This is a genomic window from SAR324 cluster bacterium (genome assembly GCA_015232315.1).
In the GTDB taxonomy this organism is placed as follows: domain Bacteria; phylum SAR324; class SAR324; order SAR324; family NAC60-12; genus JADFZZ01.
In genome coordinates, this window is the sequence record JADFZZ010000006.1 from 44,013 (window position 1) to 62,391 (window position 18,379).

Annotated in this window: 18 protein-coding genes; 13 read left to right on the top strand and 5 right to left on the bottom strand. The window is 41.7% G+C overall.

Annotated features, from left to right (window positions below):
• Positions 1-3: 3 nt before the first annotated feature.
• The 3 genes from HQM11_06750 to HQM11_06760 are packed head-to-tail and all read right to left on the bottom strand — an operon-like array spanning position 4 to position 3,418.
• Positions 4-1,995, bottom strand: coding sequence for a heme lyase CcmF/NrfE family subunit (locus HQM11_06750; GenBank protein MBF0350712.1), 1,992 nt, complete (start codon positions 1,993-1,995; stop codon positions 4-6).
• Between the two features lie 2 nt (positions 1,996-1,997).
• On the bottom strand, positions 1,998-2,726 hold the full coding sequence (ubiE, locus tag HQM11_06755) for a bifunctional demethylmenaquinone methyltransferase/2-methoxy-6-polyprenyl-1,4-benzoquinol methylase UbiE (GenBank protein ID MBF0350713.1): 729 nt from the start codon (positions 2,724-2,726) through the stop codon (positions 1,998-2,000).
• Between the two features lie 17 nt (positions 2,727-2,743).
• Positions 2,744-3,418 carry a histidine phosphatase family protein gene (locus tag HQM11_06760; protein ID MBF0350714.1) on the bottom strand — a complete coding sequence of 225 codons (675 nt, stop codon included), beginning with the start codon at positions 3,416-3,418 and terminating at the stop codon, positions 2,744-2,746.
• A 235-nt stretch (positions 3,419-3,653) separates the two neighbouring features.
• Here HQM11_06760 and polA point away from each other — a divergent pair, with 235 nt between their 5' ends.
• Positions 3,654-6,410: a DNA polymerase I gene (polA, locus tag HQM11_06765; protein MBF0350715.1), complete on the top strand. Its 2,757-nt coding sequence runs from the start codon at positions 3,654-3,656 to the stop codon at positions 6,408-6,410.
• Between the two features lie 152 nt (positions 6,411-6,562).
• Complete coding sequence (locus HQM11_06770) at positions 6,563-7,015, top strand: hypothetical protein (protein MBF0350716.1); 453 nt, start codon at positions 6,563-6,565, stop codon at positions 7,013-7,015.
• A gap of 6 nt (positions 7,016-7,021) precedes the next feature.
• Here the strand turns inward: HQM11_06770 and HQM11_06775 are convergent, their stop codons facing one another.
• The gene (locus tag HQM11_06775; protein MBF0350717.1) at positions 7,022-7,636 is read right to left on the bottom strand and encodes a regulatory protein RecX; all 615 of its coding nucleotides are present in this window, start codon (positions 7,634-7,636) and stop codon (positions 7,022-7,024) included.
• Between HQM11_06775 and trmB the strand changes: the two genes are divergently transcribed.
• The 6 genes from trmB to HQM11_06805 are packed head-to-tail and all read left to right on the top strand — an operon-like array spanning position 7,628 to position 12,202.
• Positions 7,628-8,350 (top strand): tRNA (guanosine(46)-N7)-methyltransferase TrmB, encoded by a 723-nt coding sequence (gene trmB, locus HQM11_06780; GenBank protein MBF0350718.1) that lies wholly within the window; start codon positions 7,628-7,630, stop codon positions 8,348-8,350. The genes HQM11_06775 and trmB overlap by 9 nt on opposite strands.
• A gap of 52 nt (positions 8,351-8,402) precedes the next feature.
• Entirely contained in the window at positions 8,403-9,122 is a 720-nt protein-coding gene (locus tag HQM11_06785; GenBank protein MBF0350719.1) for an NTP transferase domain-containing protein, read from the top strand.
• Between the two features lie 5 nt (positions 9,123-9,127).
• Positions 9,128-10,174, top strand: coding sequence for a dTDP-glucose 4,6-dehydratase (gene rfbB, locus HQM11_06790; protein ID MBF0350720.1), 1,047 nt, complete (start codon positions 9,128-9,130; stop codon positions 10,172-10,174).
• Complete coding sequence (locus tag HQM11_06795) at positions 10,146-11,132, top strand: glycosyltransferase family 61 protein (protein MBF0350721.1); 987 nt, start codon at positions 10,146-10,148, stop codon at positions 11,130-11,132. The genes rfbB and HQM11_06795 overlap by 29 nt, the downstream gene beginning before the upstream one ends.
• A gap of 21 nt (positions 11,133-11,153) precedes the next feature.
• A complete protein-coding gene (locus HQM11_06800; GenBank protein ID MBF0350722.1) occupies positions 11,154-11,504 on the top strand; it encodes a hypothetical protein in 351 nt (116 codons plus the stop codon).
• A gap of 38 nt (positions 11,505-11,542) precedes the next feature.
• On the top strand, positions 11,543-12,202 hold the full coding sequence (locus HQM11_06805) for a hypothetical protein (GenBank protein ID MBF0350723.1): 660 nt from the start codon (positions 11,543-11,545) through the stop codon (positions 12,200-12,202).
• An 8-nt stretch (positions 12,203-12,210) separates the two neighbouring features.
• On the opposite strand, the gene trmFO is transcribed toward HQM11_06805, so the two are convergent.
• A complete protein-coding gene (trmFO, locus tag HQM11_06810; GenBank protein MBF0350724.1) occupies positions 12,211-13,536 on the bottom strand; it encodes a methylenetetrahydrofolate--tRNA-(uracil(54)-C(5))-methyltransferase (FADH(2)-oxidizing) TrmFO in 1,326 nt (441 codons plus the stop codon).
• A gap of 198 nt (positions 13,537-13,734) precedes the next feature.
• On the opposite strand from trmFO, the gene HQM11_06815 reads away from it, so the two are divergent.
• The 5 genes from HQM11_06815 to metG all read left to right on the top strand — a co-directional run bounded on the left by HQM11_06815 (position 13,735) and on the right by metG (position 18,367).
• Complete coding sequence (locus tag HQM11_06815; protein MBF0350725.1) at positions 13,735-14,169, top strand: hypothetical protein; 435 nt, start codon at positions 13,735-13,737, stop codon at positions 14,167-14,169.
• A gap of 166 nt (positions 14,170-14,335) precedes the next feature.
• Positions 14,336-15,505: a hypothetical protein gene (locus HQM11_06820; GenBank protein ID MBF0350726.1), complete on the top strand. Its 1,170-nt coding sequence runs from the start codon at positions 14,336-14,338 to the stop codon at positions 15,503-15,505.
• 10 nt (positions 15,506-15,515) lie between these two features.
• The gene (locus tag HQM11_06825; GenBank protein ID MBF0350727.1) at positions 15,516-16,124 is read left to right on the top strand and encodes a tetratricopeptide repeat protein; all 609 of its coding nucleotides are present in this window, start codon (positions 15,516-15,518) and stop codon (positions 16,122-16,124) included.
• 4 nt (positions 16,125-16,128) lie between these two features.
• The gene (gene yhbY, locus HQM11_06830; GenBank protein MBF0350728.1) at positions 16,129-16,425 is read left to right on the top strand and encodes a ribosome assembly RNA-binding protein YhbY; all 297 of its coding nucleotides are present in this window, start codon (positions 16,129-16,131) and stop codon (positions 16,423-16,425) included.
• Positions 16,426-16,456: 31 nt separating this feature from the next.
• Positions 16,457-18,367 carry a methionine--tRNA ligase gene (gene metG / locus HQM11_06835; GenBank protein ID MBF0350729.1) on the top strand — a complete coding sequence of 637 codons (1,911 nt, stop codon included), beginning with the start codon at positions 16,457-16,459 and terminating at the stop codon, positions 18,365-18,367.
• The last annotated feature ends 12 nt before the right edge of the window (positions 18,368-18,379 follow it).

Consider the following 18,379-nt stretch of genomic DNA (forward strand, 5'->3'; position numbering starts at 1 on the left):
AGATCACACCGTGCTGGATATGTATTGAGAACGCATGACTGATTCATGTTGAACCAGACTTTTAGGGCGATATGACAAGCAGATTCCAATGCCTAGAGTGAAGCAGGGAAGACTCATCCATGCCCAAAGGACGAGAGGATTGATAAATATTTTAAGTGTCACTGATGAATTTTCAGTAGCGTTTTCACTGGAAAAAACCAGATAAAGGTCTTCCATCAGGCTTCTGCGAATCGCGACTTCCGTGAGAGGATCAGGTTGAGTAGGATAAAAACTTTTGGCAGGTTTGAGTATCTCAGTCATTTTGCCATCCTCCCAAACTTCAATAGAGGCGGCACGATGAGTCGCGTTTCTTACCTGAAATTCCTCAACCCCTTTAAATACCAGTTCATATTGACCAATCGCAATTTTTTGGTCTTTTTCCAGAGTGATGTCCTTCTCGACCGTGAACAACCGACCGGTCAAGCCGATGAACATGAAAACCATCCCCAAATGAATGATCAAGCCGCCATAACGACGTCTATTGCGCATAATCACATACACCAATCCTGACAGATAATTAGTAGACATCTGTTTCGATTTGATGCGTGTCGCATTGCCTAACTCAATCATAATGGTTGCGGTAACAAACATCGTGATCCATATAACAATCAACGCCAACGGGTGGCCTCCAGCCCAAATTGACGAAATCGCAGTCAACACGATCGCCACCAAGATGGGCATTAAAAAATTACGTTTAAGGCTTTCCAGACTTGAACGCCGCCAGGCCAGAAGGGTCCCCACTCCCATCAGCAATGCCAGTATACATCCCAGCGGTGTGATTATGGTATTGAAGAATGGAGCCTGAATTGACAGCTTTGTTCCCCGGATCGCTTCAGCCAGCAAGGGGAACGTTGTTCCCAGAAGGACAGTGAACGCCATTCCGACAAAGATAATATTCTGTGCCAGAAACGCGTTTTCCTTGCACAAGACAGATTCCATTTTATGCTCTGATTCCAGCATTTGCATACGCATGAACAACAGCGTGAACGCAAAAATTAGCATGATAGCCAGGAATACCAGAAATGCTGGTCCAATTTCTGATTGAGCAAACGCATGGACTGAATTAAGAACACCAGAGCGTGTGATAAATGTCCCAAGAACACTCAAGGCATAAGCAATGATCACCAGTACAATATTCCAGACTTTAAGCATGTTTCGTTTTTCCTGAATCATCACTGAATGCAAAAACGCTGATGCGACCAGCCAGGGCATGAAGGCCGCGTTTTCAACAGGATCCCAGGCCCAGTATCCTCCCCAACCCAATTCCTCATAAGCCCATTGCCCGCCGAGGATCAGTCCAAGAGATAAAAAATACCATGACACTAAGGTCCATCGACGAGTGGTCATAACCCATTGATTATCCACTTTTCCACGCATCATTGCCCCCATGGCGAAAGCAAAGGGCACGCTCAGTCCAATGTATCCCAAATAAAGCGATGGCGGATGTGCCACCATGGCAGGATGCTGAAGCAATGGATTGAGTCCACGGCCTTCTATCGGAACCATGGTTTGGATCGCAAGAGGATTCGACCAACCCACCAGTAAAAACAGTAAAAATGTCATCATCACATTCAGGGTCAGCAGAACATAGGGCAGGATTTCACGATTAGAATATTGATAGCGATAGGCAACAATCATGGTGAAACAGCTTTGAACAAGTGCCCAAAGCAAGAGTGAACCATCCATTCCCCCCCAAAATGCGGTCACTTTATAGAAAATGGGTAAATCCGTGCTGGAATGGTGCCAGACATATTCCACGCTGAAATCACTGACCACCAGACAATAAATCAAGGCCCCGCTCGCCAGACTTACCAGAATAAAATTAAGAATACTCCCGATCTGAACAGATCTGATCAAATTCCAGTTATTGGTTCTCACCCCAATATGCGGAACCAGTGTGCCATACAGTGACACAGCCAGTGCCGCAACCATCATGATATATCCAAAAGTTGCCATAACTATTGCTCCGAAGAGGATTTATACGCGACATGAATGGTAGAAGAACCAAACATGAAATTATGAACATCCACCTGTTTGAATCCCAGGCCTAGCATCAAACGTTTGAGTTGTTCCTGACCGGGGTACTCAAGTGCTGAATGTGGCAGATAATCAAACATTTCCTGCCCTGGCATCAACCATTTGCCTATCCTGGGAACAATATTGAAAAAAAACCAGTGAAAGATTTGCTTAATTAAAGGAACATTGACTTTTCCCACATCCAGACTCACCAGCACACCACCTGGCGTGAGTACCCTCAGAATTTCTTTCAAAGCTCCTGAAAGATTGGATACATTTCTAAGACCGAACCCGACTGTAACCGCATCAAACCGATTATCCGCAAAGGGCAGTTTCATGGCATCGCCCTGTAATAATTGCGGATGCGCCATTCCCGTTTTATAACGCTGTGACGCATGAAACAGCATTGCTGAAGAAAAATCCATCCCATAAACCTGTCCATCTGGAGCTTCATTCAACAGATATTGGGCAATGTCTCCAGTCCCACAGCATAAATCGAGACATGTGGCATTCCGACCAATTCCGGTCTGCCTCACCATGAACCGTTTCCACCAGCGATGCATTCCCATTGTGATCAAATCATTGAACAGATCATACTTTTCCGCGATCTCTCCAAATTTCTGTTGTACATAAACAGCTTTTGTCTCTATTTCCGGCATCTGATAGGTCATGAGTTTTTTCCAGGGAGTTATACAGACTGACTATTTTTAGACCCTATTTCTGATAATTTTTTAAGCGGATCCCAATGAGTATAGTTGATTTGACGAATTACAAAGTGATGCGGGGGAAGGCAATCAATAATATTGATCGCACAATTTTCCTGATAGAGTGACATCATATTCTGAAACGGAAGTCCCATGAAATGACACAGCAAGATCATATTTGTTCCGCCATGCGCGTAAACCACAATATTTTTGTGGTTGGATGAGAGAATTTTTTGAATTCCAGACAAATAATTTTGGTAAACATCCCTGAAACTCACGCCATCCGCCAGTTGAACTTCATTGTAAGGCAAGCAGGTTAAATCTTCTGTGAGCGTCAAATAGGCCTGGATAATTTGGCGATACGTAGGCGGTTGAGGGACATCCACTGGCAATTCATTGAGTTCGGGGATTGATGTCACAGACAAGTTTTGTAAATCCGCCAGCGGTTGCGCTGTTTGAAGTGTCCGTTGCATCCCACTACAAAAGATAGCATCCATGCGGATATGGGCATTTAAAAACTCCGCGATTAATTTTGCCTGCTCATGACCTTTACTGGTTAAAACGGCCTCTTGCCCTGGTACAATGGTTTCCAGGGCAGGATCAAACGTATGTCCATGCCTGATCAGAAACAGCCTTTGTAACGAGGAAACATTGAGCATAATCAAAATTTCTGGAAAATGTTAATAATTTTAACCTGCCGAATGTTCGACCATCCCAACACAAGATCAAGGCAAAATTCTGTCGCAAGCCCTATGAAAGAAGGGCAATCAGGACTTGACTTCACAAGGAACGTTATTACTTTCAGTTCCGCCCCAAAATATGGTTGGGCACATACGCTGTCGATAATAAGATTTCAGAAGTCATAACATAACACTTCGTCTATGGTATAAAACCATGCCTCGTTTATTTGCTATTGATTCCATGGCCATTTTGTATCGCAGTTATTTTGCGATGATCAGGTCTCCGCTGATCAATTCAAAAGGACTCAATACCAGTGGTGTCTTTGGATTTTTGACACAAATCATCAAAGTGATTGAAGAGGAATCCCCTGATTATCTGGCAGTCGTTTCTGATTCGATTGAGCCCACATTCAGGCATCAGCGTTTTCCTCAATACAAAGCAACCCGAGAAAAAATGCCTGAAGATCTGGTCACACAACTGCCCTATCTTTCCCGTCTGGTTCATGCGCTGAACCTTCCTTATCTGATCATGCCCGGTTATGAAGCCGATGACATCATCGGTACCCTGATGCGAGTGTGCGATGAACACGATATCGAAGGCATTATGGTGACCAGTGATAAAGATTATATGCAACTGATCTCTGATAAACGAATCATGTTGAACCATAAACAGGAAAAAATCAGAGCGCCACAAGTCCGTGAAAAATTTGGCTGTGCCCCCCATCAGGTGATTGAGGTCCTTGGACTCATGGGTGACAGTTCAGACAATGTTCCAGGCGTGCGAGGCATCGGTGAAAAAACCGCGATCAAGCTCATTCAGGACTATGGAAGCATTGATAATATTTACAAAAATCTGGAAACAATTCAGGGAGCCAAGCTTCGTGAAAATCTGGAAAACGGCAGAGAGCTGGCTTTTCTTTCCAGAGAACTGGTAACAATCCATTGTGAAGTCCCGATAGCGTTGGATTTGGAGTCATTGCATCTTGATAAGACACGACTTCACAACAACCCTGAATTTCATGAAATTCTAAAGGAACTTGAATTCAAATCATTCATTAAACGGTTTTCGGTCGTTCCATCATCCACCGCTGACGCCCCCCCCCCCAACAAGCCCCCCGCAGAGACGCTTCAGCGTTCGGAACAGTCTGAATCGTCGCCCGCCATTGAACACGACACTATCTGTCATTGCGTAAAAAAAATTGAAACCTGGAACCAGGTCGCAAAAAACATTCGACAGACAAAAATGTTCAGTTTCAATGTTTGGCCTGTGGGAACCGTTCCTATGAAAAATGATCAAATTGAAGGTATCGCGGTCAGTTACGACTCCAATGAAGTTTGGTATCTGGATTCAGAGTTGATTCAATCATCATACTCCAAAGTGATGTCTGTTTTTAAAGATCTGATGGAAGATCCTGCTATCACCAAGACAGGATTCGATTTGAAAGAGCGATTCCACCTGTTGATGGAATCAAATATTGTTCCCCAAGCCCCATTTTTTGATGTGATTGTGGCAAACCACCTGTTGGAACCTGTTTCCAAAAAACAGAATACGCTGGAATATCTGATTGAAAGCAGATTGTGCTGGAAAACAGGCCAGATTTCTCGAAAACAACCCGAAATGCAACTGTCTTTACTGCCTGATGAAGCACCCGAAATTGATATGCATTGCAGAAATATTGATGGCGCTCGTGACTTATTTGTTTTACTGCGGGAACAATTGATTCAGTCTGGTATGTGGGATTCATTTCAGACCGTTGAAATGCCTCTACTTTCTGTTCTGGTAGAGATTGAGCACAATGGCGTATCCATTGACACTTCACAATTGTCTGCAATTTCAATCGAGTTTGAAGAACGTTTAGAACAAATTTCCGCACAGGTTTTTCACCTTGCAGGAGAATCATTTAACATCAACTCTGTTCCTGATTTGCAGAAAATTCTGTATGAAAAAATGAATCTGCATCAAATATGCGGAATACGTCCCAGAAAAATCAAAATCGGAAATCAAATGTCAACCGATGAAGAAACTCTGGAAAAAATGCTGGAGCATCCCTTACCCCAAAAGATTCTGGAATATCGGGAACTGAACAAACTAAAGAATACATACATTGATCAATTGCCAACCTTTGTGAACAAGACAACAGGCCAAATTCATGCGTCCTTTCATCAAACGGTCACAGCGACCGGGCGCCTGTCTTCAGAAAACCCCAATTTACAGAACATTCCTGTCAGAACCATTGAAGGGCGCAGAATCCGCAAAGTATTCATCCCGTCTTCAGCCGAAAAAATTCTTATTTCAGCCGATTACAGTCAGATTGAATTGCGTATCGTTGCCCATTACTCTAAAGATCCCACTTTTTTAAAGGCTTATCGGGAAAATCAGGATATTCATGCGTTGACAGCCTCTGCTATTTTTAATGTTCCGATTGAAGATGTTTCCCGTGAGATGCGTTCCAGAGCCAAGGAAGTAAATTTTGGACTGATTTATCGTATGGGCCCTGAACGCCTTTCTGTCGTTACTCAGACTTCCAAATCGCAGGCAAAAGAATTTATTGAAAAATTTTTTCTTCGTTATCAGACAATCCATGCCTTACAGGAACAATTCATGGAACAGGCCAGAAAAGAAGGCTATAGTCTGACTTTGATGGGACGTCGCCGATATCTTCCTGAAATCAACGGAAAGGGACTTGCCAGAAGTCTTGCGGAAGGCGCGGCTGTCAATACTCCGATCCAGGGATCTGCCGCTGAAATAATAAAACTGGCCATGATTCGGATTCATGAACGTATTAAAAAACTGAAAATGCGTTCCAAAATGATTTTGACAGTTCATGATGAACTCGTATTTGACGCATTTGAAGATGAAGAATCACAACTAACCCAAGTGATAAAAGAAAATATGGAAAACGTAGTCACACTGGAAGTACCACTCGTGGTTGAGGTCGGAAGAGCGCATAATTGGCTTGAAGCCCATTGACAAATATGATCTGGAAATTTATAAAAACAATGTTAAAGAATCACAGAAAAGGTGTTGATACTCTTTCTTGAAAATGTTAGCTACACTTCAAAGAGCTATTTTCACGTGGTTATTTTGATAATCATTTTTATCTTTAATTGAGGAATGAACCGATGGATTTGAAAATCACACAGGATGGCAACAAATTTACCCTGGATGGTATTATCAATGAGTTTGCTAAATTTCAGCCATTGTTTGACTTTGAAGGTCCGGAAATCATTCTGAACCTCAAAAACATTTCCAGAATCAACTCCACCGGTGTTCGGGAATGGATCAATGCGATTGAAAAAATCAACACTGACATTGCAATATTTTTTGAAGATTGTCCTCCCGTGGTGGTCTATCAAATGACCATGATTCCAAACTTTACCGCACGAGCCAAAGTATTGTCAGTTTATGCGCCGTTTTATTGCGCTGAATGTGGAAATCAGGAAGATATTCTGATCACAATGGAAGGTTTCAATCTGGATGAGGGGCTTCCGGAAGTGAAATGCAAGGAATGCGGAGAAGCAATGGAATTTGATGATGATGAAGAGTCCTATTTTTATTTCATGGAACTTTCCTGATCGAAACTATGATTCATTCAACACCTGATGAATGATCTCCCTGGAAAAACCTCGTGTGTAAAGTTTATTCCACTGTTTTTGATAAGAAAGATTTTTAGAAGTTTTTTTGATCCACTCTAAATAATTCTTTGCCTTTTCAAGCCATAGATCATCATCTGCCTGTTCCCTTAATAATTTTTCAGCCACTTCTTTTGAAATTCCCTTCTGCTGAGCTTCCGCAAGAATCATATACGACCCGCAATCTTTTCTTGTCAGACGTGAAGATATGAATGCCTCGGCATAACGTTCGTCACTTTGAAAAGCATGTTGCTTCAAATGTTGAAGGCATTTTTCAATCAAGTGTGTTTCCTGAAACCGTGTTGTGAGTTTTTGAAATAATTCTCTGGAAGAATGTTCTCGAACAGCCAGAAACTCCATCGCTTTACGATAGATTGCTGAATAAATCTGATCTTCTTTTAATTGGAAAACTGTTTCAACACTCAAACTGGACTGAAGTGTTAAGCCAAGATCATTCACTTTCTTTTCTGGAATCAACAACGAATCACCATCGTTCAATAACAGCAACATCATGTTTGCGCTTTTTTTTCGCAATTCAACTATAAATACTTCTTGATGAGTCATAATCCGTCAATACCTTATCGTCCACAGGACAACCGAAATCTTCCCCGTGAAGTTTTTGAACGCAGGATTCAAAACAATCCCTATATCAGTCATATCTACGAGTATGAGTCATGGATTCTTCCTCATCCCGACCCCAAAGTTTTTCAACAAACCTACCTGGCTGACAGAAAAAACGCAAAAAATCATGTTGAACTAGGCTGTGGTTCAGGACAATATCTGATGATGCTGAGCCAACAATATCCTCTTGATTATTTTTATGGTTTTGAGATTCGATATAAACGAATCGTTCAGGCTGCCAGAAAACTTCAAAAACGGAATATTAACCACGTATTACTGATTAAAGACAAGGCTGAGTATCTTTCCGATTATTTTTCACCACGAAGCATTGATAGCCTGCATATCAATTTTCCAGATCCATGGGCTAAGGATTCTCAAAAAAAACATCGTTTACTCAATGAAAACAATCTCTCCACCATTGCTCTTTTGTTGAAAGAAACAGGATATTTGTCGTTTAAAACGGATCATGGCGAATATTTTGAAAGCGTATTCAACTTGATTCAAACAATGGCTTGTTACCAGGTTGCGGAATATACTCAGGATCTTCATCAAAGCCAATATAGTCCGCAAAATATCGAAACAGAATTTGAACATTTATTTAAAACTAAAGGCAATCCGCCCATTTTCTACATGAAAATTGTGAGGCGCGCAGTTTAAACCTGAGGTATTTAACATCCTCTTTTTTCCTTAATCCTCAATGGAGCGGTTTATGAAGGGTATCGTCTTGGCCGGAGGCACAGGCTCCCGGTTGTTTCCGTTAACCAAAGTCACCAACAAACACTTACTTCCTGTGGGCAACCAGCCCATGATTTTTCATCCGATTCAAAAACTGACAGAAGCTGGTATCGAGGAAATTCTGATTGTCACAGGCCTGGACCACATGGGAGATGTTGTCAATTTGCTGGGCAGCGGAAAAGATTTCAATTGTCGCTTCACTTACAAGGTTCAGGATGAAGCCGGTGGTATTGCCCAGGCACTGGGCCTGGCAGAGAATTTTGCCGGTGGATCTCCAGTCTGCGTTATTCTTGGCGATAATATCTTTGAAGACTCCATTGCGCCTTATGTTAAAAATTTTCAAAAACAGGAAACCGGCGCTAAAATTCTGATCAAGGAAGTGCATGATCCTCATCGCTACGGTGTGGCCGAAATCCATGGAAATCTCATCGTCGGGATCGAGGAAAAACCACAAGAACCCAAATCATCTTACTGTGTCACCGGAATTTATATGTATGACGCTCAAGTATTCAAAGTGATTCCAGTGCTGAAACCGTCAAACCGCGGAGAACTGGAAATTACTGATGTGAACAATTATTATCTCCATCAGAAACAAATGACCTTTGATATTCTTACCGGATGGTGGACCGATGCGGGGACTTTTCCTTCCTATCGTCTGGCAAATGAACTGGCTTTCAGTGAGGAGACAGCATGAGGATCATGATCACAGGCGGAGCCGGCTTTATTGGTTCCAATCTGATACTCCACTGGCTCCGAAAACACCCGGACGATGTCGTAATCAATTTTGACAAACTGACATATGCTGGCAATTTGCTGAATCTTGCCAGCATCCAGGATCTTGCCGGTTATCAGTTTGTTAAAGGCGATCTTTGCAATATCTCAGAAATTGAAGCCGTATTTGAAAAATATTCGGTAGACGCAGTGATCCATCTGGCCGCTGAATCCCATGTGGACCGTAGCATCCTTGGTCCGGGTGAATTCATTCAGACCAATATTGTTGGAACTTGGAATCTAATCGAAACCGCTCGAAAATATTGGAAGAACGATCTCTCTGGACACCGTTTCCATCATGTCAGCACCGATGAAGTTTATGGAACTCTTGGCGAAACTGGTTTTTTTACAGAAGATACACCCTATGCGCCTAATTCGCCCTATTCCGCCTCAAAAGCCTCCAGCGACCATATTGTAAGAGCCTATCACCACACCTATGGCATGAATGTGGTAACCACCAACTGCTCCAATAATTACGGTCCTTATCAATTTCCCGAAAAGTTATTGCCGCTACTGATTAAAAACTGCATGGAAAAACGCCCTGTCCCAGTGTATGGCAACGGTTCCAATATCCGTGACTGGCTGTATGTGAAGGATCATTGTGACGCAATCGAAACAGCTTTTTGTAAAGGGAAAACTGGCGAAAGCTATAATATTGGTGGTCTGAATGAATGGAAAAATATTGATATCGTTCATTATGTCTGTCGCAAGCTGGACACGATTCTTGATCGATCCGGAGCTGAATCCTGCCTGAATCTGATCACCTTTGTCAAAGATCGTCCAGGACATGATCAGCGTTATGCCATTGATGCCTCTAAAATTGAAAAAGAACTGGGATGGAAACCCAAATACAACTTTGAAGAGGGAATTAATGAGACCATTGACTGGTACATGAAAAACCAGGATTGGGTTCAAAAAGTCACAACTGGTACTTACCGTGATTATTATGAACGGCAATACAATCAACAGCCATAAAACTGCCGATTGCAATAAATCTCAGGATAATCACCGATACATACCATTTTCACAATCGGATAATGCTGCCAGTTTTTTACTGAGGGATGCCTATGTTTGTGCTGACGATGGTCTCGTAGAACATGATGGAATATTGTATTTTCATTTTCAGCACTATACGTGGGACTTACTGAATCCTGAAAAAAATCCTGCGCAGGGAGAACGCAAAAGACGTGTCTTCCGACGAATGGCTGAAGGAACTGTTGATAAAACACAGGCCCAATGGCTTTCCGGAAAATATATTCTAGGCATCAGTCCATTTATCAACAGTTATTATCATTTTATCTGTGATCTGCTGCCATATTTGACTCAGGCTCCCCCCTGGCCGTTGTTGATTCCAGCCCATTTACCTCCTTATTATGTAGCGTTTTTGCAACAGTGCGGCATTTTGACACTCACACTGTCTCCTCATCAGGTTTATCGGATCGAACAATTACTGATTCCGATGCGAACCATTCCTGATTGGAACGAATCAAAAATTTTAGTATTACAAAAATATTTTGATTCTCTCATCCCCAACAAGACTGAGAAACCACCATTCCGGAGAATTTATATTTCAAGAAAACTGGTACGAAGACGTCACTTGGTCAATGAAGAATCATTGTTGCCGCTCTTTCAAAAATATGGTTTTGTCAGAGTATTTATGGAAAAGCTGACCATCCGGGAACAAATCATGCTAATACGGGAAACATCTCATCTGATAACCCCCCATGGTGCGGCACTGGTCAATGTATTATTTGCTCACAAGGATCTGCGTTTACTTGAAATAAGACCGACGCTCAGCAGCGGACAATTCTGCTTTGAAGCCTTATGCAAATTCGGTTGGCCTGGGTACGAATATATTGTACCACCCCAAAAACCTGAATTTGTTTTGGATATTGAACTCTTAAAAAATGTTTTGGAACAATGGTTTGCCTAAACTGTTTCCAGAGGAGGATTGATGGCTCTCAAGACTGGAGAAAATGCGTTTATCATCCTGATGGAAACAGCCAGAGAAGATCCGCAGATAAGACAGCAACTGCTAAATCTTCTCAAAATAGACTCGTTCAATCGCCAATCCATGCTGAATACCTTTATGGAAGAAATGAGAATGAAGGGTGCTTCGTCTGAATTTATTGAAGCAGTGTCGTATCTGAAAGAAGAACATATCGCTGAAAAAGCGATTCAATTGATCACTGATGTCCGGCATCCAGTAATGCAACCACGATTATTAAATGGTTACTTGCTCTGGCTATTGATTATACTGGTCTGTCTGACAGTGTTTATTTTTTTTGGAAATATGATCAGGTGATGACAATGTGGTCCCCTTTCGGCAAAAAACAAAAATCAATGAGTCGATTTTCTCATGAAACATCCCGGCAGGACTGGGAAAATTTGCTCAATGAACTCTTCGACCTGGTGGTCAACTCTTGGAAAAATGGACTGGCTGTGATTTCCAACACCACCCAGAAAGGCATGGAAGATCCCACCGGAACTGTAACCATCAATCTCTGCTATCGTCTTAAAGAAGGACTTGATCCTGTGTTGAAGCAGGTCATTTCTCAATTCAACCGATCGGAATTTGAACGTATTTTCATCCTCGGAAGCAAAAATAAACCTGACTTGTCCGATTGCTATTCGCTGAAAAATCTTGGTCTCCCCAATAACACTCTGGTTTATCTGATCACACAAGCCAACAGCAAATCTGGAGAAAGAAAAAAAGCACTACTGGCATTTGCAGGCCCCTGTATCAAAAAAGATCTGGAGCAGAAACTTCTCAAGGCCACTGAAATTATCGGTAGCTCTGAAAGAATTCGTGAGATAGCCCCTGCGGCATCGATTCCACCCGCATTAAAACCAACCCAATTACGAAAGGTCAAACCTGCTCAAATCAAGGACCGTTTGAACTATCTGGAAAGCAAGGATGTGCTGAATTCCATGGAACAAAAAGAAAAGCAGGCTCTTGAGGATTTTCTAATGCATATGTTCAAAACCTCTGTGAACAAATAGAAACTGTTTTACTCAAATTGCTCTGCCCACGCTTTCATATCCGCCAAGGCTCGTTGTGACATCTTTGATTTACGTTCATGTCTTTTGACTGAATCCCCTAACGAATTCAACAATCCCAAATTTGAGTTCATCGGCTGAAACCTTTCAGGATGTGTTTCTGTAATGTATTTAACCAAACCACCCATCATTGTGGTTCGAGGAACTGCTGAAATGGTCTGACTTTTCATTGCCGCATACATATTCAAAGCTGCCAGGACTCCCATAGATGTTGATTCGATATAACCTTCCACTCCGGTGATTTGTCCTGCGAAAAACAGGCGTGATTCTGATTTCAATCTCAAACCTGAAGTTAGTAAAAGTGGGCTGTTGATAAATGTATTGCGATGGATTGAACCCATTCTCACAAATTCTGCTTCTTTCAAACCTGGAATCAATCTGAGCACTTCATTCTGTGCAGTCCATGTCATTTTGGTTTGAAATCCAACCATATTGAATAAACTTCCCGCCGCATTTTCCTGTCGTAACTGTACTACTGCATATGGCTTGATGGATGAATGGGGTGAGATGAGCCCCACAGGTTTCATCGGACCAAAGCGTAAGGTATCCCGGCCCCTTTCAGCCATGACCTCAATTGGCAGACATCCTTCAAAGGGTCTGGTTTCCTCGAAGGAATGAAGAGGAACTTTGGCGGCATGTTGGATTGCGTCAATGAATGCGTAATACTGAGTTGCATCCATCGGACAGTTGATATAGTCCGCATCTCCTTTGTCATAACGCGAAGCTTTAAACGCAACATTCATATCAATGGAATCAGCAGTCACCACAGGAGCAATCGCATCATAAAAATTAAGTGATTTCTGGCCTAAATATGTTTGAAGTGACTGGCTGAATTTTTCTGAGGTAAGCGGGCCCGTTGCAACCAGCACATAATCGTAGTTTTCCAGTATTTCTGTAATATCCGATATTTCTTTACGGAAAACGGAGAGAACGGGGATGCTTTCCAATGTTTCTGTGATTTTTTGAGAAAAGATATTTCTGTCAACGGCCAGTGCCTGTCCTGCAGGAACTTGTGCCTCACGAGCACTCTTCATAATCAGGGAATCCAATAATTCCAACTCAGCTTTTAACAGTCCATGCGCATTTTCATGAGACAGGCTTTTAAATGAGTTGGAACAGACAAGTTCCGCAAAACTTCCTGTTTGATGGGCACCTGTTGTCTGATCAGGTCGCATTTCATATAAATCTACCTCAATTCCTCTTTTTGTTAACTGCCATGCCGCTTCTGAACCGGCAAGTCCCGCACCGATAACCGCTACTTTATAAACCTTGCTCATGCAACATCCTTTCATGATCAATAATTGAGGATCAACAATTTTTGTATATTTACAGGGATTTTCCAACACATTCCTGAGAAAAGTGATCAACGAAAAACCCAATCACTTTTTTTATTGCCAATGATTAGTGGATTTCGTTATGTCTAAAGGAGACAATCGGTCTTTTTATCAATAAAGCACCTCAGAAGGAGACGTATTATGAGTGAAAAAGAAAAATTTCAGCAGGCTAGAGCAGCGGAACTCGAAGCCCATAAGGCCTCAATTGAAGAATTAAAGACTAAAGCAAAAACACAGGTAAACAAACTGGAAACCAGAATACAGCAAGAACTGGATCAACTGGAAGCCAACGTTCAGGAAATCATGGACACTGGTGATGAAACCTGGCAGGAAATCAAATCAAAAGTGGAAGATTTGAAAATCAAAACAAGGTCACAAATTGGAAAAACTGAAGCAAAGATGAAAGAAGAAGTCGAACAATTGGAAAAAGTGATTGAACGATCACGAAACAAACTACAAGAACTGGCAAATACCGGTGAAGACGCTTGGGAAGACATTAAAAAAGGGGTGGAAGGCGCATGGACCGATATGGGAAACTCCATCAAAAAAGCTTTGTCGCGTTTTAATGTTAAATAATAACAGATGACTCTGACAGGAAAAGAGATTCTTTGTCTCTTTTTCTGCATTAACCTTCAGACATATCAGATTCCACTGGTAAAGGTATTGCGATTTACTTGTTGAGTGATAGACTCCGGCCTTCCAATTGATTCAGCTTTTTTCACTTTTGTTTCAATATCAGCTTATGATCCGTCGGTCTGCAGGGCAGTCAAATGCGGATATTTCCTACTCGAACAATCTCAAAAACACCTTACAGAGCCTGTTTCGTTTTCAGGATGATATACCTCCGCCCCCGCCTGAATTTGTAGAAGTCAGTAGCATCACCTACATCAATTATAAAAAAATTCTGGAAATGTCGCGAAACACCATCGCCGTCATTAAATCAGAAGTTGTTGCTGTTGATGTTTCTGAAGTGAAAGATGTCCTGTTTATTCTTCAATTGGCCATTTACAGGACTTCCTATAAATTGAATATTCTGGACACACGTCTGGAACAACTGGAAACCTTTATCAGCAGTCAGGCAAACTGGAAAATACATTGGCCATGGACTAAATCCTATGATGCGCACGTCAAGAGCAAAAATCTGAAAACCGAATATGAAAAAGGAAAACAGCTACTGGATAAATTGAAATTTCAGCATCAGGAATTACAGCGCAGTATCCGGCAAATGGCTCTTGCCATGATAAAACATGACCTCCCGCCGGAAGAACATGAGCGCCTTCTCGCTGTTGAACTGCTGGAAGATACACGCACACATATATTCTATATTCTCGAATCAATTGATGAACATATCCACCAAGCACAGCAACTGAAAAAAATAGTCTATTATGAATCTGATCGAATTCAAATTTACAATGCCCTGTCCAAAATAAATCTTTTGATGAACACCCTGGACAATCATGTTCGAATTCTAAATTGGAATCCTGCTTTGTTTAACAATGAATTTGTAACCACGTTAAAAACAGGAGTCAAACGGGGAATTTTGTGGTATTTGTTTGATCGATACGTGTTTCGTTTGTTCACTCTCAGAGAACCGCCCTTGCGATTATTGATGGAACGTTTGGACCATTTGCTACAGCCTGAATCGTATCGGTTGAATCGGTATGCTGAGCAAGTCGCTGGTTTGCATTCATTGATTGGCCATTATCAGTTTGAAAACAATTTTACTGAAGGAAAAACCACTTCTTCCGACTCCATAGTAAATGATGAAGGCTTCACTGATGTTTTTGATTCTAATCCGCAACAAGAAAATGTAATTCTGGAAAAAGACCAACTTCCACAAGATTCAACACTTGAACTGAGCCTTGATATGGAAGAATTTTCCAAACTGAACAATGACTCAACCAAATTATGAGAAACATCTGATGATTCCAAATTTCATTGCATGGTTAAAAAACAGAGCACAGGAAAATGCTGTCAATTATTTAAAACATCAGGCAAATGCAAACCTGAACAATAAAGACTGGAGTCAGGCTGAAAAAACGCTCCTTAAAATCCTGGAACTGGATCCTGACCAGGAAGAAACCTTAATTTCATTGAGTTCTCTGTTGAGAAAAGAGAATCGTTTGGAAGAAGGTGTCACTCTGTTACGAAAAGCCATTGAAATCAATCCCTCTCATCTGGAAAAAATCCTGAAATTTGTTGAAGCTTATCAACTGAAAAAGGATTATGATTCCATGAAAAACCTGTTGTTCAGCATGTTGCAACAATTTCCTGAAGCTGTCCCATTAAGACTCTATCTTGCACAAAGATTATTCGAAAATTCACACATTCATGAGTCCCAAAATGAGCTTTATGAAGTGCTGAAATACGACCCTGCCAATCTTGAAGCCGATATTGGTCTGGCGTACTGTTTCATTGCTCATGGAAAAAAAGATAAAGCACTGGCACAGGTAGAAAAAATAAAGAAATTGTCCGAACCCAAAGCGAATGAAGTTTTATCCGCTATTTATCAAAACGTTCAAAATTTTTAATTGTATGCTGACATCCAAACAAAAACTTTATTTAAAAGGCCTGGCACATTCCCTGAAACCATTGGTCAATATTGGAAAACAGGGATTGACAGAGCCTCTTAAAAAACAAACTGACACCTACCTGACACAACATGAATTGATAAAAATTAAAATTCTTGAAGCCTGTCAGGAAGACAAAAAAATCTGTGCCCAAACGCTTTCAGAGCAAACGACATCCCAGGTTGTTCAGATCATTGGCCGAACCGTAGTTCTTTATCGTCCTCATCCAGAAGAACCCGTGATTATTCTCCCTTCAACCTGAATTTATTTCTGTCATCCAAGGCCTATTGATTATGGAATCAAAATTTTACATCACAACCCCCATTTATTATGTCAACAGTCACCCACATATCGGTCATGCTTATACCACCGTAGTGGCCGACGTGCTACGGCGCTATCATCAACTGTTTGAACAACCAACGTATTTTCTGACAGGTACTGATGAACACGGACAGAAAATCGCGGAATCGGCCAAAAAAGAAAATTGCACCCCCCAGGAATTCGTGAATCGGATATCACAGGAATTCAAAGATCTGTGGCCCCACCTGAATATTCAATATGACTATTTCGTTCGAACAACAGATTCTCATCATAAAGCCTTTGTTCAGTCCATTCTGAAAAAAATTTATGACAACGGTGAAATCTATTTAAGAGAATATGAAGGATTGTATTGTGTAGGTTGTGAACGATTTCTGGATGAAAGCGAACTGATCGAGGGCAAATGCCCTGATCACCAGAAAACCCCCGAACAACGACAAGAAAAAAACTATTTTTTTCAGATGAGTCGTTATCAGGATTGGCTTGTTCAATCTATCGAATCCAACCCTGAACTGATTTATCCGACCCGATATAGAAATGAAGTCCTTCAGTTTTTAAAATTTCCGCTTCAGGACTTATGTATCTCACGTCCGAAAGAGCGCTTGACCTGGGGCATTGAACTACCCTTTGACAGCAACTTTGTTACCTATGTCTGGTTTGACGCGTTGTTGAATTATGTCAGTGCGCTTGAGCATGAAAATCAATATGATCATTTCTGGCCTCATGTGCATCATTTGATCGGAAAAGACATCTTAAAAACTCATGCCATCTATTGGCCCTGCATGCTCCACGCGGCTGGAATCCCAATATTCAACCATTTGCTGGTTCATGGACATTGGGTCAGTTCCGGAAGCAAAATGAGCAAGTCCGTGGGAAATGTGATCAATCCCCTGGATATGAAGGATTTGGTAGGAATTGATGCGCTAAGGTATTTCTTAATCAGAGACATGAGTTTTGGTGAAGACTCTAACTTTACCCAGGAGCTCGTTATCACTCGTTACAATGGTGAATTGGCAAACAATATCGGCAATTTGATCAATCGCAGTATCAGCATGTGTAGGCAACATTTCAATCAATGTATTCCGCCAAGAGGTACACCCGAAGAAACTGAACAGCAGTTGTATCAGGTGTTTCACGATGGAGTGGCGCAAATAAAAAATTTCATAGAAGGATTTCAGTTGCACCGTGCTCTGGAAGTGGTTGCCACTCTAAGCAGTCACGTCAACAAATATCTCGACACCTGTGCTCCCTGGAATCTGGCCAAGCAGGAAAATTCAAGAGACAGGCTTGGAACTGTGCTGTATACCGCAGTCGATATGAGCCGAATTGTGGCAACCATTTTGTTGCCTGTCATGCCTGAAAAAATGACATCGGCCTTGGAGGCTATGGGAATCAGCAAGCCATCAACCTCCTGGAACGATCTTTGCCCGGGACTTTTGGTTGAAAATATTCAGATCCCGGCACCATCGCCCCTGTTTCCCAAGATAAAACCTGCTGAAGTACAACCTGAAACCAGGCAACAGCCACAGGAACATTCTGAAATGGTGGAAACAGACTCAGCCATGATCACCATTGATGAGTTCAGTAAAATGGTCCTGAAAGTTGGCAAAATATTATCGAGTGAAAAAGTAAAAAAATCTGATAAGCTTTTACATTCACAGGTTGATGTGGGCGAAGATAAACCCCGTTCAATTGTTTCAGGAATTGCTTTGCACTATCAGCCCGAAGAGATTATTGGTCGAAATGTGATGGTTGTCAGTAACCTTAAACCTGCCAAATTGAGAGGAATCCTCTCTGAAGGCATGATTTTATGTACTGATGATGGAACTAAACTCAACCTGGTTGAACCTCCTGCCGAGGTTCCCCCTGGAACTGTCATCAAATAAAGATTTCTTATT